Annotated in this window: 18 protein-coding genes and 1 tRNA gene; 8 read left to right on the top strand and 11 right to left on the bottom strand. The window is 65.3% G+C overall.

All coding sequences use genetic code 11. The features are described from left to right. Positions 1-48 precede the first annotated feature (48 nt). Entirely contained in the window at positions 49-1437 is a 1389-nt protein-coding gene (locus tag SLW52_RS14895; RefSeq protein WP_043095008.1) for a sigma-54 dependent transcriptional regulator, read from the top strand. 230 nt (positions 1438-1667) lie between these two features. Here SLW52_RS14895 and pilB read toward each other — a convergent pair whose 3' ends face one another. The 3 genes from pilB to SLW52_RS14910 form a co-directional block, all read right to left on the bottom strand. Continuing rightward, positions 1668-3401 carry a type IV-A pilus assembly ATPase PilB gene (pilB, locus tag SLW52_RS14900; RefSeq protein ID WP_320740574.1) on the bottom strand — a complete coding sequence of 578 codons (1734 nt, stop codon included), beginning with the start codon at positions 3399-3401 and terminating at the stop codon, positions 1668-1670. A gap of 37 nt (positions 3402-3438) precedes the next feature. Continuing rightward, a complete protein-coding gene (locus tag SLW52_RS14905; protein WP_320740573.1) occupies positions 3439-3849 on the bottom strand; it encodes a pilin in 411 nt (136 codons plus the stop codon). Between the two features lie 82 nt (positions 3850-3931). Continuing rightward, positions 3932-4339 (bottom strand): pilin, encoded by a 408-nt coding sequence (locus SLW52_RS14910; RefSeq protein WP_320740572.1) that lies wholly within the window; start codon positions 4337-4339, stop codon positions 3932-3934. A gap of 360 nt (positions 4340-4699) precedes the next feature. Between SLW52_RS14910 and SLW52_RS14915 the strand changes: the two genes are divergently transcribed. The 3 genes from SLW52_RS14915 to coaE are packed head-to-tail and all read left to right on the top strand — an operon-like array spanning position 4700 to position 7472. Further along, positions 4700-5959 (top strand): type II secretion system F family protein, encoded by a 1260-nt coding sequence (locus SLW52_RS14915; RefSeq protein WP_320740647.1) that lies wholly within the window; start codon positions 4700-4702, stop codon positions 5957-5959. Positions 5960-5965: 6 nt separating this feature from the next. Further along, the gene (locus SLW52_RS14920) at positions 5966-6829 is read left to right on the top strand and encodes an A24 family peptidase (RefSeq protein WP_017910397.1); all 864 of its coding nucleotides are present in this window, start codon (positions 5966-5968) and stop codon (positions 6827-6829) included. A gap of 13 nt (positions 6830-6842) precedes the next feature. Beyond that, positions 6843-7472 (top strand): dephospho-CoA kinase, encoded by a 630-nt coding sequence (gene coaE, locus SLW52_RS14925; protein WP_320740571.1) that lies wholly within the window; start codon positions 6843-6845, stop codon positions 7470-7472. 109 nt (positions 7473-7581) lie between these two features. Here coaE and SLW52_RS14930 read toward each other — a convergent pair whose 3' ends face one another. The 4 genes from SLW52_RS14930 to rimK all read right to left on the bottom strand — a co-directional run bounded on the left by SLW52_RS14930 (position 7582) and on the right by rimK (position 11203). Beyond that, on the bottom strand, positions 7582-8916 hold the full coding sequence (locus tag SLW52_RS14930) for a HAMP domain-containing sensor histidine kinase (RefSeq protein WP_152236199.1): 1335 nt from the start codon (positions 8914-8916) through the stop codon (positions 7582-7584). Then, the gene (locus SLW52_RS14935; protein ID WP_010340533.1) at positions 8909-9586 is read right to left on the bottom strand and encodes a response regulator transcription factor; all 678 of its coding nucleotides are present in this window, start codon (positions 9584-9586) and stop codon (positions 8909-8911) included. Before SLW52_RS14935 ends, SLW52_RS14930 begins: the two co-directional genes overlap by 8 nt. A gap of 14 nt (positions 9587-9600) precedes the next feature. Then, positions 9601-10047 (bottom strand): hypothetical protein, encoded by a 447-nt coding sequence (locus tag SLW52_RS14940; protein WP_267098124.1) that lies wholly within the window; start codon positions 10045-10047, stop codon positions 9601-9603. Positions 10048-10309: 262 nt separating this feature from the next. After that, positions 10310-11203 carry a 30S ribosomal protein S6--L-glutamate ligase gene (gene rimK, locus SLW52_RS14945; RefSeq protein WP_267116427.1) on the bottom strand — a complete coding sequence of 298 codons (894 nt, stop codon included), beginning with the start codon at positions 11201-11203 and terminating at the stop codon, positions 10310-10312. A gap of 275 nt (positions 11204-11478) precedes the next feature. On the opposite strand from rimK, the gene SLW52_RS14950 reads away from it, so the two are divergent. Continuing rightward, the gene (locus tag SLW52_RS14950; protein WP_295976365.1) at positions 11479-13788 is read left to right on the top strand and encodes a TonB-dependent receptor; all 2310 of its coding nucleotides are present in this window, start codon (positions 11479-11481) and stop codon (positions 13786-13788) included. 401 nt (positions 13789-14189) lie between these two features. On the opposite strand, the gene SLW52_RS14955 is transcribed toward SLW52_RS14950, so the two are convergent. Continuing rightward, positions 14190-16238 (bottom strand): phospholipase C, phosphocholine-specific, encoded by a 2049-nt coding sequence (locus tag SLW52_RS14955; RefSeq protein WP_267122122.1) that lies wholly within the window; start codon positions 16236-16238, stop codon positions 14190-14192. A gap of 191 nt (positions 16239-16429) precedes the next feature. Here SLW52_RS14955 and SLW52_RS14960 point away from each other — a divergent pair, with 191 nt between their 5' ends. Then, a complete protein-coding gene (locus SLW52_RS14960; RefSeq protein ID WP_295976362.1) occupies positions 16430-17050 on the top strand; it encodes a histidine phosphatase family protein in 621 nt (206 codons plus the stop codon). Positions 17051-17167: 117 nt separating this feature from the next. Here SLW52_RS14960 and SLW52_RS14965 read toward each other — a convergent pair whose 3' ends face one another. From SLW52_RS14965 to SLW52_RS14975, 3 genes are all read right to left on the bottom strand, one after another. Further along, the gene (locus tag SLW52_RS14965; protein WP_295976360.1) at positions 17168-18076 is read right to left on the bottom strand and encodes a hypothetical protein; all 909 of its coding nucleotides are present in this window, start codon (positions 18074-18076) and stop codon (positions 17168-17170) included. 328 nt (positions 18077-18404) lie between these two features. Then, positions 18405-18478: transfer RNA gene (locus SLW52_RS14970), tRNA-Gly, on the bottom strand. Positions 18479-18742: 264 nt separating this feature from the next. Then, entirely contained in the window at positions 18743-20563 is a 1821-nt protein-coding gene (locus SLW52_RS14975) for an autotransporter domain-containing esterase (RefSeq protein ID WP_017910408.1), read from the bottom strand. A 172-nt stretch (positions 20564-20735) separates the two neighbouring features. Between SLW52_RS14975 and thiS the strand changes: the two genes are divergently transcribed. Next, positions 20736-20936: a sulfur carrier protein ThiS gene (gene thiS / locus SLW52_RS14980; RefSeq protein ID WP_017914741.1), complete on the top strand. Its 201-nt coding sequence runs from the start codon at positions 20736-20738 to the stop codon at positions 20934-20936. A gap of 56 nt (positions 20937-20992) precedes the next feature. Further along, complete coding sequence (locus SLW52_RS14985) at positions 20993-21787, top strand: thiazole synthase (protein ID WP_017910410.1); 795 nt, start codon at positions 20993-20995, stop codon at positions 21785-21787. Positions 21788-21792 lie beyond the last annotated feature (5 nt).

Consider the following 21792-nt stretch of genomic DNA (forward strand, 5'->3'; position numbering starts at 1 on the left):
GCCGGTAAATTGGCGCATGTCCCGGTTCCTACGCTATCTTCCCTGCACATGAACGAAACCCGAAGCGCCCTGGTCGTCGATGACGAGCGCGACATCCGCGAGTTGCTGGTCCTGACCCTGGGCCGGATGGGGCTGCGCATCAGCACCGCCGCCAACCTCGCCGAAGCGCGCGAACTGCTGGCGAGCAATCCCTACGATCTGTGCATCACCGACATGCGCCTGCCCGACGGCAACGGCATCGAGCTGGTCAGCGAGATCGCCAAGCACTACCCGCGCACGCCGGTGGCGATGATCACCGCCTTCGGCAGCATGGACCTGGCGGTGGAAGCGCTGAAGGCCGGCGCGTTCGACTTCGTCAGCAAGCCGGTGGACATCCAGGTGCTGCGCGGCCTGGTCAAGCATGCGCTGGAACTCAACAACGAAAGCCGCGCCGCGCCGCCGCAGCCTGCCCCGGAGCAGGCCAGCCGGCTGCTCGGCGCCTCGGCGGCGATGGACGCCCTGCGCAGCACCATCGCCAAGGTCGCGCGCAACCAGGCGCCGGTCTACATCCTCGGCGAATCCGGCGTGGGCAAGGAACTGGTCGCGCGCACCATCCACGAACAGGGCGCCCGCTCCGCCGGCCCCTTCGTCCCGGTGAACTGCGGCGCGATCCCGGCCGAACTGATGGAAAGCGAGTTCTTCGGCCACAAGAAGGGCAGCTTCACCGGCGCCCACGCCGACCAGGCCGGCCTGTTCCAGGCCGCGCACGGCGGCACCCTGTTCCTCGACGAGGTCGCCGAACTGCCGCTGCCGATGCAGGTCAAGCTGCTGCGCGCGATCCAGGAAAAATCGGTCCGCCCGGTCGGCGCCGCCACCGAGGTGCCGGTGGACGTGCGCATCCTCTCGGCTACGCACAAGGACCTGGCCGACCTGGTCGCCGAGGGCCGCTTCCGCCACGACCTGTACTACCGCATCAACGTGATCGAACTGCGCGTGCCGCCGCTGCGCGAGCGCGGCGGCGACCTGCCGCAACTGGCCGCAGCGATCCTGGCGCGGCTGGCCAAGAGCCACGGCCGCCCCACCCCGCTGCTGTCGCCCTCCGCCCTGGACGCACTGAGCAGCTACGCCTTCCCCGGCAACGTGCGCGAACTGGAAAACATCCTCGAGCGCGCCCTGGCAATGGCCGAGGACGACCAGATCAGCGCCACCGACCTGCGCCTGCCGCAACCCGGCAACCACGCCCGCAGCGCCGCCGAAGCCGCCCCGGCCCTGCCGCGCGGCGTGGTCGACATCGACCCCAGCTCCTCCGCCCTGCCGTCCTACATCGAGCAACTCGAACGCGCCGCGATCCAGAAAGCGCTGGAAGAGAACCGCTGGAACAAGACCCGCACCGCCGCGCAACTGGGCATCACCTTTCGGGCGCTGCGCTACAAGCTGAAGAAGCTGGGGATGGAGTAGGAGGGCCGGGAATGGGGAATCGGGATTGGGGAATGGGAAGAGCCGATCTCCTGGCTGCTCTTAGCCCTTCGCCCGATTGAGTGGGGTAATGCGGTTGGGCGCAGCCGGCATTGTCCGCGCGCGCCAAGCGTCGAGAAGCCCGGGAACAAGGCTTGGACTACCGGGAGACCAACAGGGACGGGAAAGCCGCCTTTCCGATTCCCCACTCCCGATTCCCCATTCCCGGCTCTTCAATCCTTCGTCACCCGATTGATCTCGGCCAGGCTGGTGATGCCGTTGCGGGCCTTGAGCAAGGCCGACTGGCGCAGGTCCTTGACGCCGATCTTCTGCGCGGCGCTGGCGATGTCCATGGCGTTGCCGCCCTGCAGCACGATCGCCGCGATCTCGTCGTTCATCGGCATCACCTGGTAGATGCCGGTGCGGCCCTTGTAGCCCTCGGTGCACTCGTCGCAGCCGACCGCCTCGTACAGCTGGACGCCGGCGGCGATCTCCGCCTCGGTGAAGCCTTCGGCCAGCAAGGCCTTTTCCGGCAACTGGACCGGGCGCTTGCAGTTGTTGCACAGGCGCCGCGCCAGCCGCTGGGCGATGACCAGGGTCACCGAACTGGTGATGTTGTAGGGCGCGATGCCCATGTTCATCAGGCGCGCGATGGTCTGCGGCGCGTCGTTGGTATGCAGGGTGGACAGCACCATGTGACCGGTCTGCGCGGCCTTGATCGCGATCTCGGCGGTCTCCAGGTCGCGGATTTCGCCGACCATGATGATGTCCGGATCCTGGCGCAGGAACGAGCGCAGCGCCGCCGCGAAGGTCATGCCGCGCTTGTTGTTCTGCTGCACCTGGTTGACCCCGGGCAGGCGGATTTCGACCGGATCCTCGGCGGTGGAGATGTTGCGGGTATCGTCGTTGAGGATGCCCAGCGCGGTGTACAGCGACACCGTCTTGCCCGAGCCGGTGGGGCCGGTGACCAGGACCATGCCGTACGGCTTGTGGATCGCGTCCAGGAACAGCTTCTGCTGCTCCGGCTCGTAGCCGAGCTTGTCGATGCCCAGCTTGGCCGCGCTGCCATCGAGGATACGCAGCACGATCTTCTCGCCGAAAAGCGTCGGCAGCGTGCTGACGCGGAAATCGATCTGCTTGTTCTTGGACAGATTGAGCTTGATGCGGCCGTCCTGCGGGACCCGCTTCTCGGCGATGTCCAGCTGCGCCATCACCTTCAGGCGCGCGGCGATGCGCTGGTTGAGCTTGACCGGCGCCTTGGCCACGCTCTTGAGCAGGCCGTCGATGCGCAGGCGCACCCGGTAGTCGTCCTCGTAGGGCTCGAAGTGGATGTCGGACGCGCCGCGGCGGATCGCATCCACCAGCACCTTGTTCACGAACTTGACGACCGGGGTGTCCTCCCCCTTGGCGTCGATGCCGGTGTCGCCACCGCCGCCCATGTCCTCGTCGCCGCCGCCGACATCGAGGTTGTCCATGCCCTCGTCGTCGCCCAAGGCGCTGCCGAGGGAATCGTTGCTGGCCTGCCACTGCTCCAGGGTCCGGCGGATCTGGTCCTCGTCGACCAGGATCGGCTCCACCGTCAGATTGGTGTGGAACTTGATGTCGTCCAGCGCCCGGGTCTGGGTCGGGTTGCTGATGCCGACGAACAGGCGGCCGCCGCGCTTGAACAGCGGCAGCACCTGGTACTTCTGCAGCAACTCCTCGCTGACCAGCTTCATCGCGTTCTGGCTGGCATCGAAGACCGAGACATCCATCAACGGCATGCCGAACTCCACCGCATTGGCGGCGGCCAGCTGCGCGGCGGTGACCAGCTTCTTCTCGGAGAACCACTGCGGCAGCGGCACTTTGGCCTCGGCCGCCTGGGCCATGGCGGTCCGCGCCGCAGCTTCCTCCAGCGCACCATCCTGCACGAGGCGGCGGGCGATCCCGGTGATGCCGACAAGGTTTGCAGAAGTCGCTACATTCATCGCAAAAAACCCTTAGAAAGGCTTAACTAGAGTAGCTTCATTCGCAACCATTGGGGCGATATCTTGCGTCAAAAGCGAAAGCGTCGCACTCCCAAACATCGGCGGCTGTGCGCTGAAGGGAGAGAGTTCTCCCATTCACTACGCTTCCACCAATCACATCGCAAGTCAGTGCGGCCCGCCCATTTGAATTCAAGGAAACTTGGACGTTCTCACATCGCACCGTAGTGGTTGACAGTCCAACATATGCAGCAGTCACCAGCGTCGAGCCAGCAGCATCTGCCAGAGCAGTTTCGACCATTGAGCGACCTGACTCAATTTCCGCGAGCGCTGTGGTGAGTTGCGACTTGGCCACAAAGTTCTGATAGATGGGGATTGCCGTGGCAGCCAAAACAGCCGTGATCGCCAAAACGATCATTACCTCGACCAATGTGAAGCCCCTTGTGGGCACTTACCCCCTGCACAGCTAGCGTACAAGTTGCGCGCCAAAAAAAAGCCCCGCGATTGCGGGGCTTTTTTGGCTGATGCTGAACTTAGTTCTGGCAGGTTGCCGGAGCCCACTTTGGCTTGTCAGAAACAGTGGTGCTGCATGCCCAGGTGCCATCAGCAGCACGCGTCCAAACGATGGTCGCGCCATTCACCTTGGGGCTGGAGTTAATGAGCGTGCAAGTGATAGAACCAGCCTCAACGGGATTGGTCGAAACGGTGCAGCGGCTGGAATCCTTCAGGCCAATAGCGGCAGGAGTAATGGTAGTAACCTTACCGTCGTTGACCATGACTTCGAACTGCGTCTTGCCGGGAGTGATTTCAGCGAGACCAGCGGCCACCTGCGACTTGGCCACGTAATTCTGGTACGCCGGCAGCGCGATGGCAGCAAGGATCGCGATGATCGCGACCACGATCATCAGTTCGATCAGGGTAAAGCCCTGTTGCTTCTTCATAACAAACCCCTAGAGATGGAATGTAAGTGGTGGGCACTCGCCCGCGGATCTTACTCCCCGAGCGCCGCGGCTGAGTGCCACGTACGGGTAAGCGAAGCAGACTGCGTGCCAACTTCCCGCGCATGTCCAATTCCCTACCGGCGCACATCATGCCTCAGCCAGAGGGCCAAGATGAAGGCAAATCAGGAATTTGCGACAGGATGGGCCATCCGCCTATGCAGGGCAGAAAGTGACGCTCCACGTCACCCCATGTGGCGCGATCTAGCTGGATGATGGTCACTTCGGGTGCCAGACGCCCAGGAAACCGATACCATGCTCGGCATGTCCGCCCGGGGATGGCCGGATGGGGGAGACGACCTGATGTCCGCAACGCGCAGCGCAGTCAAGAAAGAGCCGGTCGCACGCAGCACCAGTCAGCAGGTGCCCTTCGTTTGGGAGGGCACCGACAAGCGCGGCATCAAGATGAAGGGCGAGCAAGTCGCCAAGAATGCCAACCAGTTGCGCGCAGAGCTGCGTCGCCAGGGCATCACCCCCTCGGTGGTCAAGCCCAAGCCCAAGCCGTTGTTTGGCGCCACTGGCAAGAAGATCAGCCCAAAGGATATCGCCTTCTTCAGCCGCCAGATGGCGACGATGATGAAGTCGGGCGTGCCGATCGTCGGTTCGCTGGAGATCATCGCCAGCGGACACAAGAACCCGCGCATGAAGAAGATGGTGGACCAGATACGCACCGATATCGAGGGCGGCTCATCCCTGTATGAGGCGATCAGCAAGCATCCGGTGCAGTTCGACGAGTTGTACCGCAATCTGGTCAAGGCCGGCGAGGGGGCCGGCGTGCTTGAGACCGTGCTGGAAACGGTTGCCACCTACAAAGAGAATATCGAAGCACTGAAGGGCAAGATCAAGAAGGCCTTGTTCTACCCCGCCATGGTGATGGCGGTTGCCCTGATCGTCACCTCGATCCTGCTGGTCTGGGTCGTTCCGCAGTTCGAGGACGTGTTCAAGGGCTTTGGCGCAGAACTGCCGGCCTTCACGCAGATGATCGTTGCCGCCTCTCGCTTCATGGTGTCTTACTGGTGGATGGTGTTGCTCTTGCTGATCGGCACCATTGGCGGCTTCATCTTCGCCTACAAACGTTCGCCTGCGATGCAGCACGGAATGGACCGACTGGTGCTCAAGGTGCCGATCATCGGCCAGATCATGCACAACAGCTCGGTCGCGCGCTTCTCGCGCACCTTGGCGGTGACCTTCCGCGCCGGTGTACCGCTGGTGGAAGCGCTGGATATCGTCGCAGGCGCCACCGGAAATAGCGTCTACGAGACGGCTGTACTGCGCATGCGCGACGACGTCGCGGTTGGCTATCCGGTCAACATAGCGATGAAGCAAACCAACCTGTTCCCGCACATGGTCATCCAGATGACCGCGATCGGCGAAGAGGCCGGTGCGCTGGACGCGATGCTGTTCAAGGTCGCCGAGTACTTCGAGCAGGAAGTGAACAATGCGGTCGATGCCTTGAGCAGCCTGATCGAACCGTTGATCATGGTGTTCATCGGCACCATCGTCGGCGGCATGGTCATCGGCATGTACCTGCCGATCTTCAAGCTGGCCTCCGTCGTTGGATAAGCATTAATGGCATTTCTCGATCAACACCCCGGCCTCGGCTTCCCGGCCGCGGCCGGGCTCGGCCTGCTGGTGGGCAGCTTCCTCAACGTGGTCATCCTGCGCATGCCCAGGCGCATGGAATGGCAGTGGAAGCGCGATTCGCGCGAGATCCTGGAGCTGCCGGACATCTACGATCCGCCGCCGCCCGGCATCGTGGTGGAGCCGTCGCACTGCCCGCACTGCAAGCACAAGCTGGCCTGGTTCGAGAACATCCCGCTGTTCAGCTGGCTGGCGCTGCGCGGCAAGTGCCGCTACTGCCATGCGCCGATCTCGCCGCAGTACCCGCTGGTGGAGCTGCTCACCAGCCTGCTGGTGGTCGCCAGCGTGTGGCGCTTCGGTTTCGGCTGGCAGGGCTTCGGCGCGATCGTGTTCAGTTGTTTCCTGGTGGCATTGTCCGGCATCGACCTGCGCACGCGCCTGCTGCCGGACCAGTTGACCCTGCCGCTGATGTGGCTCGGCCTGATCGGCAGCATGGACAACCTGTACATGCCGGCCAAACCCGCTCTGCTCGGCGCCGCGGTCGGCTACTTCTCGCTGTGGTCGGTGTGGTGGCTGTTCAAGCAGATCACCGGCAAGGAAGGCATGGGCCATGGCGATTTCAAGCTGCTGGCCGCGATCGGCGCCTGGTGCGGCCTGAAGGGCATCCTGCCGACCATCCTGATCTCCTCGCTGGTCGGTGCGATCCTCGGCTCGCTGTGGCTGGCGGCCAAGGGCCGCGACCGCGCCACGCCGATCCCGTTCGGCCCCTATCTGGCGATCGCCGGCTGGATCACCTTCTTCTGGGGCACGGAGATCGTGGAGACCTACATGCGCTGGTCGGGACTGCGCTGACGGAGCCCAAGGCTTGACTGATTTCGTCGTCGGCCTGACCGGAGGCGTGGCCTCCGGCAAGAGCGAACTGAGCCGCCGCTTCGAGGCCAAGGGCATCGTCGTCGCCGATGCCGACCTCGCCGCGCGTGCGGTGGTCGCGCCCGGCCACCCGGCCCTGGCACAGATCGTGGCCCGGTTCGGGCCGCAGATCCTGCAGGACGATGGGCAACTCGACCGCGCCGCCTTGCGCCAGCGGATCTTCGAGGACGCAACGGCACGCCGCGACCTGGAAGCGATCACCCATCCGGCCATTCGCCGGTTGCTGCAGGAACAGTGTCGCGCGGCCGCCGGACCATACGCGATCGCCGCCATCCCCTTGTTGACCGAGGTCGGTGCACGCACCGTCTATCCCTGGCTCCACCGGATCCTGGTGATCGACGCCCCCGAGGCGCTGCAGCACGCCCGCCTGATGCAACGCGACGGCATCACCGCCGACCTGGCGCAGCGCATGCTGGCGGCCCAGGCCACCCGCGCAGAGCGCCTGGCCATCGCCGACGATGTGGTGGTCAACGACGGCGCCGCGACGGCACTGCAGGAAGCGGTGGAGAAGCTGGACAAGCAGTACCGTGCGCTGGCTGCGACCAAGGCGTCAGCGTCCTTGTAGGTAGGCGCCCTTGTTCCCGCTGGGATCAGCCGCGATCATCTTCACCGGGGGAATGCCCGGTCGCGGCTGAAGCCGCTCCTACGCGATGGACGAAGCGCCGTCGCCAGCCTCAGGCAGGCTTGAACCACAGTGTCGCCACCACGCCCTTGGTGGCGCCCGGACGCACGTTGACCTGCCAACCATAGAGATCGCAGAGGCGACTGACGATCGACAGGCCGATGCCGCCGCCCTGCGAATGGCCCGCGTGGGTGCCGCGGTAGCCGCGCTGGAACAGCTTGGCCGCGTCCTCCTCGCTCAGACCCGGGCCGGAATCGATCACCTGCACCGCGTCGCTCAGCACGCGCACCACCACCTGCCCTTCCTGGGTGTACTTGACGGCATTGCCGATCAGATTGCCCAGCGCCACCGACAGCGCCGCTTCCGGTGCATCGATGGTGAGGTTGCGCTCGCCTTCCAGCAGCAACTGCAGCGGCTTGCCGCCCAGTTGCGCGCGATGCGACTCGATCAACTGCTCGGCCACCTTGGCGACGTTGCTGTGTCCCTGCCCGCGCTCGTTGCGCGACAGCAGCAGCAGCGACCCGATCAAGTCGCTGCACTGCTGTTCGGCGCGCTGGATGCGCTGCAGGCGCTGCAGCACTTTCTCGTCGAGATTGGGCCGGGTCAGCAGCAGCTCGGTGGCGCCGCGGATCACCGCCAGCGGCGTGCGCAGTTCATGGCTGACGTCGGCATTGAACTCGCGGTCGCGCTGCACCACTTCGGTCAGGCGCGCCGAATAGTCGTCCAGCGCCTCGGCCAGCTGGCCGACCTCGTCGTCGGGGAAGTGCGGCGCCAGCGGCTTGGGATCGCTGCTGCCGCGATAGGCGCGCAGGCGTGCGGCCAGGTCCGACACCGGCCGCATCACCCGCGACGCCGACCACCAACCGATCACCAGCGACAACGCGCTGAACACCAGCACCGACAGGATCAGGGTGCGCTTGAGCTGCACCTCGCCCTGCATGGTCTGGGTCAGGTCGTAGGCCATGAAGAACCAGGCGTCCGGGGTCTTGCGCACGCCGACCTTGTAGGCGAACGGTTTGCCGTCCGCGTCGGTGCCCGACATCATGTGGATGCCGTCGCTCAGACGCTCCCACTCCGGGAAATCGCGACGCAGGCCATCAAGCTTGTCGGGGCGATAGACGAAGCCCTTCATCTGCTGGACCGGAATCGCCAGGTTGCGCCCACCGCTGGCCACGTAGCTGCGCCAGGACGCTTCCAGGTTCCTGTTCATCACATCCTCGACCAGTTGGTTCTCCACGCGTGCCCGCGCCCAGTTGGTGGCGAACGCGAACAGTGCGGTCAGGCCGAAGCCCAACAGCACGAACGAGAGGATGATGCGGCTGCGGAGGCGGCGGCGGTAGCGTCCGCGCCGCCGCACCACACGCGGCAACGCAGGCGCTTCAGGCATCGGGTGCGGCGATGCGGTAGCCGATGCCGTGGCGGGTCTGGATCATCGGCACGTCGAACGGCTTGTCCACCACCGCGCGCAGGCCATGGATATGCACGCGCAGGGAATCGGAATCGGGCAGTTCCTCGCCCCAGACGCGGGTTTCCAGTTCCTGCCGGGTCACCACCGCCGGCGCGGCTTCCATCAGCGCCTGCAGGATCTTCAGCGCGGTGGGATTGAGCTGCAGCAGCTTGCCCTGGCGACGCACTTCCAGCGTATCCAGGTTGTATTCCAGATCGCCGGTCTCCAGCACCCGGGTGTGCACGCCCTTGCCGCGGCGCGACAGCGCGTTGAGCCGCACTTCCACTTCCTGCAGCGCGAACGGCTTGATCAGGTAGTCGTCGGCGCCGGAATCGAAGCCGGCGAGCTTGTTGTCCAGCGAATCGCGCGCCGTGAGCATCAGTACCGGCGTCTGCTTGCGCGCTTCGTTGCGCAGCTTGCGGCAGACCTCGATGCCGTCCATGCCGGGCAGATTGAGATCGAGCACGATCGCATCGAACTCGTGCACCACCGCCAGGTGCAGACCGGTGACGCCATCGGCGGCGAAATCGACGGTATGACCGCGATCCTCGAGGTAGTCGCCGAGATTGGCAGCGATGTCGCTGTTGTCTTCGATCACTAGAATTCGCACCAACATTTACCCCGTCAGTCGTACTTGCCAGTTGGATTGCGCCGCATCAGTTCCTGCGCATCCTCGTTGTCGCGGCGGCGTTCCGCCACGGTCCTGCATTGCGTGGTCGTGCGCAACGAGCCGGTCACGGCCTCGCGCCTGCACACCATCCGGCTGTCCGCTGCCGCTTTCGTCAGCAGCGTATTCACCGTTTCCTGATCGTTGAACAATGCGACCTTCTGCTCTTCCTTCAAGGTCTCCACGTCCTGGTGGGCGTCGAGTATCGCAGCCATCCGCGTCAATGCAGCTTCGACCTTGCTGCGATCGTCAGCATTGATTTCGGAATAGGTCTTGCCGTCGTTCAATTGCTGCCGGATTGTACTGAGTTGCTGCGCGAACGCTTTCTTCACGTTCATGGGCGCCTCACCTTTTGGCGCCGCCATCGCCGTGCACGCCAGGAGCATGCCCAGCACCAAGGCCATCGATCGTTTCATCCCCTTCCCTCGCAGATTGGACCCACCCTGCAATGTAGCCCCCGCTGAAACGCCGCGGCAAGCGGGCCGCGAGAACGGCCAGGTGGGCGATTGCCCAAGAAAAAGACCCAGGCAGCGAGGCTGCCTGGGCCGAAAGTTTTTCTATCCCGATTACCGTTCCTGCTGAGGAGGGCAGAGCTGCGGTCCGGAGAAGCTTACGCAGGGCGGAATTAAACCGGTGTTAAGCCAGAACGCACGGCCAGTAATGCGACTAAGCCCCTGATTTCTTTCGTCTCAGGCAAGCTTCGAGGTGCTCGATGACCTTGCCGGCGATATCCAGTCCGCAGACCGTCTCGATGCCTTCCAGGCCCGGGGTGGAGTTGACCTCCAGCACCAGCGGCCCGCGCTTGGAGCGAATCAGATCGACGCCGGCCACACCCAGGCCCAGCGCCTTGGCCGAGCGTACCGCGACCTCCTGCTCGCCACGGCTGGCCGCGGTCTTCTCGGCGGTGCCGCCCAGATGCAGGTTGGAGCGGAAGTCGCCCTCCGGCGCGGTGCGGCGCATCGCCGCCACCACCTGGTTGCCGACCACGAAGCAGCGCAGGTCGGCGCCCTCTGCCTCGCCGATGAACTCCTGCACCAGGAAATTGGCATACAGCCCGCGCAGCGCCTCGACCACGCCGCGCGAGGCGCTGGCCTTCTCGGTCAGGATCACCCCGGTGCCCTGGGTGCCCTCGTTCAACTTCACCACGTGCGGCGGCGGGCCGAGCATGGACAGCAGATCGCCGGTGTCGTCCGGGTTGTCGCCGAACACGGTCATCGGCATGTCGATGCCCTTGGCCGCCAGCAGTTGGTGCGCGCGCAGCTTGTCGCGGGCGCGCAGGATCGCGTCGGACGGGTTGGGCGTGCAGACGCCCATCATCTCCAGTTGCCGCAGCACCGCGGTGCCGTAGCGGGTCACCGAATTGCCGATGCGCGGGATCACCGCGTCGTAGCCGGTGATCGGCTTGCCCTTGTAATGCATGGTGAAAGCGCCGGCGGCGATGCGCATGTAGCAGCGCAGCGGGTCGAGCACGCGCACCGTGTGCCCGCGTTCGCGGCCGGCCTCGACCAGGCGCCGGGTCGAGTACAGCTTGGTATTGCGGGACAGGATGGCGAGCTTCATCGAAGGCGGCGGAGGTGGCAGGCCCGGCATCATACGTCGCGCCACCGGCGCCGCGATGCCGCGCGTCGCCGCCGCCCGCGCGGCAAGGCCGGGATCGGCGGTGATCGCCATCACCCACGTTCCGCGTGCTGTCCCACAGCCGACATCGGACCGCCCCGAAACGTTCACAAAACCGTTGCATCGTGGCGGGCGGGCCGCGTACCGGCCCGGTGCCGGCTGCCCGCGCCCCGCGCGGCAGGACCGGAACGTCTCCCCCTCTTGATTGGTGACTTTCGATGACCCCCACTTCCAGATCCTTGCGCCCGCACGCGCTGGTGCTCGCCATCGTGTCCGCCCTGCCGGCCTTCGCCGCGCTGGCCGAGACCGCGCCGGCCGCCGCCACCGCAACCGCCGATGCGGCGGCCAGTGCGAGCGGCAACGATGCCACCATGCTCGACGCGATCACCGTCGTGTCCAGCGGCACCACCCGCCAGGTGCAGCGCATCACCCGTGAGGACATCGGAATCGCCGCCCCCGGCACCAGCGCGCTGAAGGTCCTGGACAAGCTGCCCGGCGTGCAGTTCCAGTCGGCCGACCCGTTCGGCGCCTACGAATGGTCCACCGCGATCAGCCTGCACGGGTTCGACCAGAGCCGCCTCGGCTTCACCCTGGACGGCGTGCCGCTGGGCAACATGAGCTACGGCGTCACCGATGGCCTGCAGGTGACCCGCGCGATCATTTCCGAGAACGTGGCCTCGGTGGAGCTGGCGCAGGGCGCCGGCGGCCTGGGCACGCCGTCGAGCAGCAACCTCGGCGGCACCGTGCGCTACTACTCCGCCGATCCGGATGCCGACGCCGGCTTCCGCTTCAGCCAGACCCTCGGCTCCGACAGCACCCGCCGCACCTACCTGCGCGGCGACACCGGCGACATCCACGGCTTCTCGCTGTACACCTCGCTGGTGCACGGCGAAATGGACAAGTGGAAGGGCTACGGCAACAACGAGTACAACCAGGCCAACGCCAAGGCGCTGTACCAGTGGGGCGACGGCAACCGGGTCAGCCTGTACCTGGACAGCTCGCACCGCAAGGAATACGACATCATGGACCTGTCGCTGACCTCGCAGCGGGTCCTCGGCTGGGACTGGGACTACCTGATGCCGGACTGGAACAGCGCGGTGCAGATCGCCAACGCGCTCAACGGCAAGGGCAGCTACCCGGCCAGCCTCAACGGCCTGCCGGCCGACTACGACAAGGCCGACGCGTCCTACTACTCCGGCGCCGGCCTGCGCCGCGACAACCTGGCCGCGCTCAGCGGCACGTTCAACCTCGGCGGCAGCGCCACGCTGAACCTGACCGGCTACTACCACGACAACAACGGCGAAGGCCAGTGGACCACGCCGTACGTCGCGTCCTCGCCCAGCGTGCCGCTGTCGATGCGCACCACCGACTACCGCCTCAACCGCCATGGCGTCACCGGCTCGCTGAATTTCACCGTGGCCGGCAACGAGATCGAGATCGGCGGCTGGTACCAGAACGCCAAGACCGTGCAGGAGCGCAACTACTTCCTGCTCGACGGCCCGTTCACCGATCTGTACTACTTCAACAAGAACGGCACCCTGTTCGCGCGCGGCTTCGCCCAGCACTACGATACCGACACGACCATGGTCTACGCGCAGGACACGCTGCGCCTGATGGACGAGCGCCTGACCCTGAACTTCGGCGCCAAGAAGCTGATCGTCGACACCACCGCGCAGTCGCAGGTGCCGTCCGCGTCCAATGCCGCCGGCGAGATCAAGGCCGATTCGGACCTGCTGCCGCAGGTCGGCATCAACTACAAGATCGACGATCACCAGGAGGTCTACGCCTCCTACAACAAGAACATGGCCGGCTTCGGCTTCACCCCGTTCCAGGAATCGCAGGCCGCGTTCAATGCGATCAAGGGCTCGCTGGAGCCGGAGACCGCGCAGACCTACGAACTGGGTTACCGCGTGCGCAGCGCCGGCGTGGAAGCGTCGCTGGCGCTATACCACACCATCTTCGACGACCGCCTGCTGGTGACCTCGCCGTGCAGCGCGATCCAGACCTGCTCGGCCACGCTCAACAACGTCGGTTCGGTGCGCAGCCAGGGCGCCGACCTGGCGGTGATCTGGCGTCCGATCGAACAGCTGCGCTGGCTGAACTCGCTGTCCTACGACGACTCGACCTACCAGGACGACTACCTCAACGGCGGCGTGGTGGCGACCTCCGGCAAGCGCGTGGTCGGCATCCCCGAGTGGATGTTCTCCAGCAGCCTGGCCTACGAAAACGCCGGCTGGCACGCATCGCTGGACGGCAAGTACACCGGCCGCCGCTACATCAGCTACCTCAACGACTCGTCGGTGCCCAGCTACTGGCGCTTCGACCTCAGCGCCGGCTACGACTTCGGCCAGGTCGGCATGTTCCAGAACCTGGGCCTGAGCGCGAACGTCACCAACCTGTTCGACAAGCGCTACTTCGCCACCGTCGGCACCAACGGCTACGTCGTCTCCGACCCCAACGGCTACAACCAGACGCTGATGGCCGGTGCGCCGCGCCAGTTCTTCGTCACCTTCAGCGGCAAGTTCTGAGCCGACGCGACACTGCCAGGGAAGGCATCACGCGCCGCCGCTGCTCTTGCAGCGGCGGCGTTTGCGTTTTGGGCGAACATACAGGCGCGGGGATGGCCATGCAGCATTGGCCATCGTTTCAGAATCGCATGCGCTCGAAAGGATCGCGACTGAATCTGCCGCCAGCGCCGGCGCATCGCCAGGTGTCATGCGCAGCTGCTGGCGGCGACGTCGAAGGCCGTCCCCATCCTTGTGGGAGGGACTTCAGTCCCGACTGCAGCAAGGTCAAAGCGCCGACGGCCTCGCTTGGCGAACCCGGATCACAGCGGCTCCTGCAGCGGCCACATTACCTATAGGTCCTGCTCCAGCAACATCCGTGCTCAGCCAGAAACTGGCCACGCATCAGAGCGCCAGTGCAGCCACTACGCGTCGACCGCGCGGCCGATCGCCGGATCGCTCATGCTCGGCAGGCCGGTCTCGATGTGTCCGGCCAGGCGCCGCCGCCACTGCGGCAAAGTCGCGCTGTCGATGGTCAGGTCATACCAGTGGTGCTGTGCCTGCAGCGGCAGACGCAGGACGGTGCGATCACCGGCAGCGAGCGTGATCGCCTGCTCGCCACCATCGCCGCGATACCCGTCGCGCACGCGCAACGCGCAGGGCTGCTCACCGGCATTGACCAGCGTCAGCAGCAAGCATTGCGCGGCGGCATCGTAGTCGGCCTCGGCCTGCAGACCGGCATCGCCGATCCCGTCGCCATGGAACTCGCGCAGGAAACCGTTGGGGCCATGCACGCGCAGCGCGTAGCCGGCATCGGCGGCAGCGCCGCGCCAGGGGCGCGCATCCTGCAGCTCGCTGCCGGCGGCCAGCGTGTAGAACCAGGGCCCGGCCACACCCTCGTCGGCATAGGCATTGAGCGCAACGCCGGCCGTGCCGCGGTTGCGCATGCGCAACACGCGCGCGTCTGCCTGCACCTGCAGCCGCACATCGAAATCGTAGGGCAGCGCGCGTGCCGGGCGCTGCCCGGGCTCCTGCACCGGCAGCGCCTGCTGGGCAGGGCGCTGTGGCGGCGGCAGCGTCGCGGTGGCATCGATGCGGGCGATGTAGTCGCGGGTGTCCGGCAAGGCCACCGGCGCCGAATCGTGGCCGACGAAGTCCAACGTGGAAGTCAGATCGCCGGCAACCGCGCGGCGCCAGGGATTGATGTTCGGCTCCATCACGCCGAAACGCTGCTCCAGGAAGCGCAGCACCGAGGTGTGGTCGAACACCTGCGAGTTCACCCAGCCGCCGCGGCTCCACGGCGACACCACCAGCATCGGCACCCGCGGCCCCAGCCCGACCGGCACGCCGTGGTAGTCCTCGCCATGTAGGTCCACGTTGCTGGCGCCCAGCTCCGGCCGGATCGCCGGCAACGCCGGCGGCACGTGGTCGAAGAAACCGTCGTTCTCGTCGTAGTTGATCAGGAACACGGTCTTCGACCAGACCTCCGGCGAAGCGGCCAGCACCTCCAGCAGCCGCGCGCTCAAGGATTCGCCATAGGCCGGGGTGGCCTCGGGATGCTCGCTGAGCAGGTACGGCGCGACGATCCACGACACCTGCGGCAGCGTACCGGCACGCACGTCGCGCTCGAACGCGGCCACCAGGTGTTCGCCGCGCGAGGCCTTGGCGTTGTCGGCGGTGGAGCCAGGCACGATGGCGCGGCCGCGGCGGTACAACGGCGACGCGCGGTCCAGCTTGCGAAAGTTGGCGAAGTACGGATGGCTGTTGTCGCCGTAGTTGTCGAACTCCTGATAGACCTGCCAACTGATGCCGGCCTGCTGCAGGCGCTCGGAGTAGGTGCTCCAGGTGTAGCCGGGAAAGCGCGGATTGTCGCGCGCCATGTCCCCGGTCCAGTTGCCGTCGTCGCGGTTGTTCACCGCCTGCTCGCCGTCGTTGCCGACGCTCAGGCCGCTGGTGCCGGTGAACATGTACATGCGATTGGGATTGGTCGGGCCGAACAGCGAGGCGTGGTAGCCGTCGCAAAGGGTGAAGGCGTCGGCCAGCGCGTAGTAGAACGGCAGGTCCTCGCGCTGGAAGTGGCCCATGCTCATCGCGCTCTTCTGCGCGATCCAGGCATCGTGGTGCTTCCAGGTCTCGTGCGAGCCCTTCCAGTCGTGGTTGAGATCCTTCATCCACTGCGCGCTGCTGGTCTGGCTGTTGAGCCGGAACGGCAGCACGTAACGATCGCTGCCCTTGCGCTCGGGCTGGTACCAGACCGGCTTGCCGCTGGGCAGCCGCAGCGGCCGCGGATCGCCATAGCCGCGCACCCCGCGCAGGCAGCCGAAGTAATGATCGAAGGAGCGGTTCTCCTGCATCAGGATCACCACATGCTGCACGTCCTGCAGCGTGCCGGTGACCCGCGCCGGCGGCACCGCCAGCGCACTGCGGATGACGCCCGGCAACAGCGGCATGGTCGCGCCGGCCCCGAGGGCCATGGACGTGCGGGTGAGAAAACGACGACGACTGTGATCGACCACGAGAAGCAACACCGGCAACGAGCGAACGCTCAGGCGTCGGCCAGGCTAGCGCTGGTCGATGAAGCGAGTTTGACAGTGAGCCGGCGGCTGTCTCGGCTGGCTCGCGACCGCTCAGCGCTGGTTCGACAAGACAATGAGAGAAAGGGGCCATGACCACCCTGATCCTCGCCCGCCATGGGCATGTCGACTGGATTGCACCCGAGCGGTTCCGCGGGCGTGCGGAACTGCCGCTATCGCAGCTTGGCGAACTGCAGGCCGCAGCCTTGGCGACGCGCGTCGCGCAAAGCTGGACACCGCACGCGATCTGCACCAGTCCGCTGTCGCGGTGCGTGCGGACCGGTGCAGCGATCGCGCAAGCGACCGGCGTGCCGACCACGATCCTGGACGACCTGTCCGACATCCATTACGGCCAGTGGCAGGGACTGACGCACGAAGAGGTGGCTGCGCGCTGGCCCGACATCGCACGGACCTGGTTTGCGATGCCGGACCTGGCTGTGATTCCGGGGGGCGAAACGCTGGCGGATGTCCTGGTTCGCGCCATGCGGGTTCTACAGCACATCCTGCACCATCACAGCGGCCAGACCGTGGTCCTCGTCGGCCACGACAGCATCAATCGGGTGCTTCTGCTGCAATGCCTAGGACTTCCGCTGAGGCGCTATTGGCGCATCAAGCAGGAGCCGTGCTGCGTGAATGAAATCGTGATCGAAGAAAATAACTTCACCCTCTATCGCCTCAACGAAACCCATCACACGCTCGGACTTCGCGCCTAGTGCAGTCCAATGCGCTTGTTTCCGGCCTTGGAAGGCACTGTCGTGCATGTGACTGCGAAGGCCTGCTCTGAGCAGAGCGCAACCAGACACCCGGAAAAGCTCAAAGTTCTGATCATTTCAACAGTTCTTTTTGGCTGGGCCACCGAAAAATCCCAGTTCGATCCAGAGCGCCAAGGCGCGCACAGCAATTTCTAGCGAGTGACTGTCTTCGTATTTGCCCAAGCGCAGCGCTGCCAATGACTGGACGCCGGGCGGCATCATGATCGCCGCTTTCTTCTCGCCCTTTACTCTCTTCTTAACGACCAAGCTAAAATACATCAAAGGCCAGTATCGAATGGTCGGCCACATATACGTCAAGTATATTCTAGTGAGGGATGAAGGCTCCATCTGCGCCGAAAACTTGGCACCGTCGTTTCCCACCCCAGAAAAGTGAAGCAGCCCATCCTTCTCGCCGGCAACAGATAGCCCAATTTTCGCAAAGGCGTCTCTCGCCACCTCATTGAATATTTGCTTCCGCGCAACAATCGCTTCGCCTCCCTTCAAATCGATGACCGCTCCACGCGTGACGATGCAGAGATTTTCAACCTCCTGCTCGACGCTTTCTTGATATGCCGGCAGATGCACAGAGAGCATCTGTCCGAGTTGCTCAGGAAAGAACCGCACGAACAAATCACGCTTTCGCAAGAAATCGAGAATAGGATCATCCAAGATAAGCTCAATGGCCTTACTAACCTCTTCTCGAGAGGTGGCATTCCACTCCGCGAGTCGGACGCCAAGCTCACTCTCACGCTCCTTAGCGGCAACAAAGAATTCTGGAAAGGACTGATTTTTGATAAACTTTTGATAGCTATCAGACCCAAAAACTGCGGTCGCCAGAGACATCTCGCCCTGGATACTTGAAAACCCCCGACCGACGAAAATCTCGTCTATTGAGGCCAGATTCATATTCTCGCTTGAAATTTGCAAAATGAAGTTCACTCTTGTCTTGCCGGAGACAACCGATTTCCGAATGTGGTCAAGACGCACCAAAGCGATACGTCTTTCATGCCCCTCAAAGCGCGCTCCACTTCTCAACCCACGCGATAGTCCGCCAAGCCCGACCTATAGAAAATCAAGCCAGTAACTTGGATGGTTCCAAAATACTCGCCTTGGTCGAAAAGACGTAGCGTGCGCCGACCATGGGCTTCAGATCAGCGGGAACAAAGAAGCGCGCACACAGGCCAGCCGAGCGCAAAATGATAAGAGGCTTGGGCAAGATTGATACCTCGATTGATACCTCGGAGGGCATCGCTCGGAATCATCAATCGGCCTGAATCTTCAACCCAGTCAATCACTTGCAGACTAAGTTGGAACGTGGAGCGGGCGATGGGAATCGAACCCACGTCAGTAGCTTGGGAAGCTACAGCTCTACCATTGAGCTACGCCCGCGTTGCCGGTGCAGTCTATGCGCTGGGCCGGGGGTTGCGCAAGAAATCGGCGCGATGCGGCTGCAGCGCGCCATGTTCCCGAAGCGGCCGGCGATGATGGCCCGGCAAATGCGAAAGGGGCTTCAGTCCCGACGGCTCGCATTCCGAGGCGTCGGGGCTGAAGCCCCTCCCACAACTGGCATCCAATCCCATTGGTTTACGTCACCCCATCTGCCCTACCCTGCCCGGCACACAGCCGGGCAAGGCAGGCAACGTCGGGCAGTGCTTAGAAGCTGCCGCCGAAGTTCACGAACAGCGAGGTGTCGTGTGCGCGCGACTGGCCGGTGGTGGTGGCGAGGCCGACGTTGCTCTCGAAGCCCCACAGCTTGGTCCGCGCGCCCAGCACCACCGACGCGTAGTTGCGGTCGAAGTTGATTCCCGGCACCGCGTACTCGCCCAGGTCGGACATGGTCTGCAGCCACGCGGTGGCTTCCTGGTTCTTCTTGAACTCGTGGTCGTAGGTGGCCTGCAGGTACGGCTTCACCGTGCCGGCATCGATGCTGGCCTTCCAGCCGATGCGGCCGACCATCGACTCGACGTCGCGGTCGCTGTAGCCCAGCGCGCTGGAGTTCGGGTTGCTCTCGGTGTAGCCGTCGAGCTTGACCTTCTGCCAGATCGCCGCGGCCACCGGGCCGTGCTTGAAGCTTCCTTCGCCGAACTCGTAGCCGCCCTGCAGCGCCGCGGTCAGGTTGCTGCCGTCCGGCGAGCCCTTGTGCTCGATGGTGGCCGGGCCGAGGTTGACCTTGCGGGTGACGTCGTAGCTCAGCCAGGTGTAGCTGACCTGGGCGTTGACCCAGGCATGCTCGCCGTACCAGCCGGCGAAGCCGCCGAGGGTGCTGTCGTCCTGGGTGTAGTCGCCGCCGCGGTTGCCGAAGTCGGCATCGGTGCGACCGAAGCCGCCGAAGCCGCCGAACACCCACTCGCCACGCGACCAGTCCACGCCGAACAGACCGGCCGGGGCCATGCCGTCGTACAGGTCGCCGTGCTGGTAGCGCTGCATGTCGCCGCGCAGGTTGCCCCACCAGCGCACGCCATCCGCTTCCGGGCGGCCGTCGACGTGCCAGGCGACCTGGTCGGCGCGCGAGCGGCCGACCATCTGCGCCGAGTGCGTCAGGATCTGCTGGGTGCGCGGGCCTTCCAGGATCGACAGCGCGTACTGCGCCAGCAGTTCGTGGGTGCGGCCGGTCGGGTGCACGCCGTCGGCGAACACATAGGTGTCGGCGGCATCGGCGCTTACGTAGCTGGTCGGGTTGCAGGTCAGCGACTGCGCGGTGATCTGCGGCTGGCAGGCGGTGCCGGTGACGTTGGTGAAGCCGTAGGCGCCCGGGTTGGCCACCACTTCCTGCAGCAGGTGGAAGGTATCGACCGGGATCACCCGCAGCCCGGCGCTCTTGAGGCCGGAGAACAGCGCGGTGTTGTAGGCGGTGGCGAGCGCGGTGCCCTGCGCCATCGCCGCGGCGCCGCCGGCACGGAAGCGCGGGGTGATGCCGACGTCCGGCAGGTTGTTGACCATGACATAGCGCGCACCGGCGTTCTGCAGGCTGGCGACGATGCCCACTTCGGCGGTCACGGCATTGCCGATGGTGGCCTGCACCGGCGCACCGCCGGCGATGGCGAACAGGTCGTTGGCACCGCCCCACACCGAATACAGCGCGTTCGGGTCGGCCTTGCCGCCGTTGGCAGCCAGGTAGTTGCTGGCCTGGGTCGCAAGCGACGGCGCCACGCCCAGCGCGCTCGGGTTTGCCACGCCGACACGGGCATTGCCGGCGGCATAGTCGTCGCCGATCTGGCCGTTGCCGTTGGCGGCGGCGTTGGTGCCGTAATACTCGGCCACGTACTGCGCCCAGACGAAGTCGGGGTTGGTGGTGAACTGGCCGGTCACCGCACGCACCGAGGCCGGCAGCAGCGGACGGTAGTAGCCCGCGTCGGTCAGGCTGTCGCCGAAGAACACGGTGCGGCTGTAGGTGGACTGCGCGAACGCAGGCGCGGCGGCGAGCACGATCGCGGCGGCGAGCAGCGAACGGAGCGGACGGATGGACGAAGTCATGGAAGCCCTCCCGGGCAGAAATGGAACACGAGAAATGCAGCGAAACGGGGGAGCGGCCGCACCATACGTAGCCGCATGGCCGACATCATTCCACCTCTGCCGGACACGCTCACGTTGCACTGCCGCAAGATTGCGACTCGCACGCCCACGGCGCGCATTGCACAATGATGGCATGAACATCGAATTGAACGGCAGACAATGCACGCTGGCGCCGGCCACCACCGTGGCCGCGCTGCTGCAGGCCGAAGGGCTGGGCCAGCGGCGCGTGGCGGTCGAGGTCAACGGCGAGATCGTGCCGCGCGGCGCGCATGCCGAGCACGAACTGCACGCCGGCGACCGGGTCGAGATCGTGCACGCGCTGGGCGGCGGCTGAATCTCACCGCCGTGCGCGGGCTCGGCAGGGCCGGTGCGATGGGCGATAATCCGCCGATGAACGCTCCCGCCCCCCACGATGCGCTGGTGATCGCCGGCAAACCCTACCGTTCGCGCCTGCTCACCGGCACCGGCAAGTTCGCCGATCTCGAACAGACCCGCCTGGCCACCGAGGCCGCCGCCGCGCAGATCGTCACCGTGGCGATCCGCCGCAGCAACATCGGCCAGAATCCGGGCGAGCCCAACCTGCTCGACGTGCTGCCGCCGGAGCAGTACACCATCCTGCCCAACACCGCCGGCTGCTACACCGCCGAGGACGCGGTGCGCACCTGCCGGCTGGCGCGCGAACTGCTCGACGGCCACAACCTGACCAAGCTGGAAGTGCTGGGCGACCAGCGCACCCTGTTCCCGGACGTGGTGCAGACCCTCAAGGCCGCGGAAATCCTGGTCGCCGACGGCTTCGAGGTGATGGTCTATACCAGCGACGACCCGATCCTGGCCAAGCGCCTGGAAGAGATCGGCTGCGTGGCGGTGATGCCGCTGGCCGCACCGATCGGCTCCGGCCTGGGCATCCAGAACCGCTACAACCTGCTGGAGATCATCGACAACGCCAAGGTGCCGATCATCGTCGACGCCGGCGTCGGCACCGCCTCGGACGCGGCGATCGCGATGGAGCTGGGCTGCGACGGCGTGCTGATGAACACCGCCATCGCCGGCGCGCGCAACCCCGTGCTGATGGCCAGCGCCATGCGCAAGGCGGTGGAGGCCGGCCGCGAGGCGTTCCTGGCCGGGCGCATCCCGCGCAAGCGCTACGCCAGCGCCTCCTCGCCGGTCGACGGATTGATCGGGTGAGGCCG

It is taken from the genome of Xanthomonas sp. LF02-5 (assembly GCF_034105325.1).
In the GTDB taxonomy this organism is placed as follows: domain Bacteria; phylum Pseudomonadota; class Gammaproteobacteria; order Xanthomonadales; family Xanthomonadaceae; genus Xanthomonas_A; species Xanthomonas_A sontii.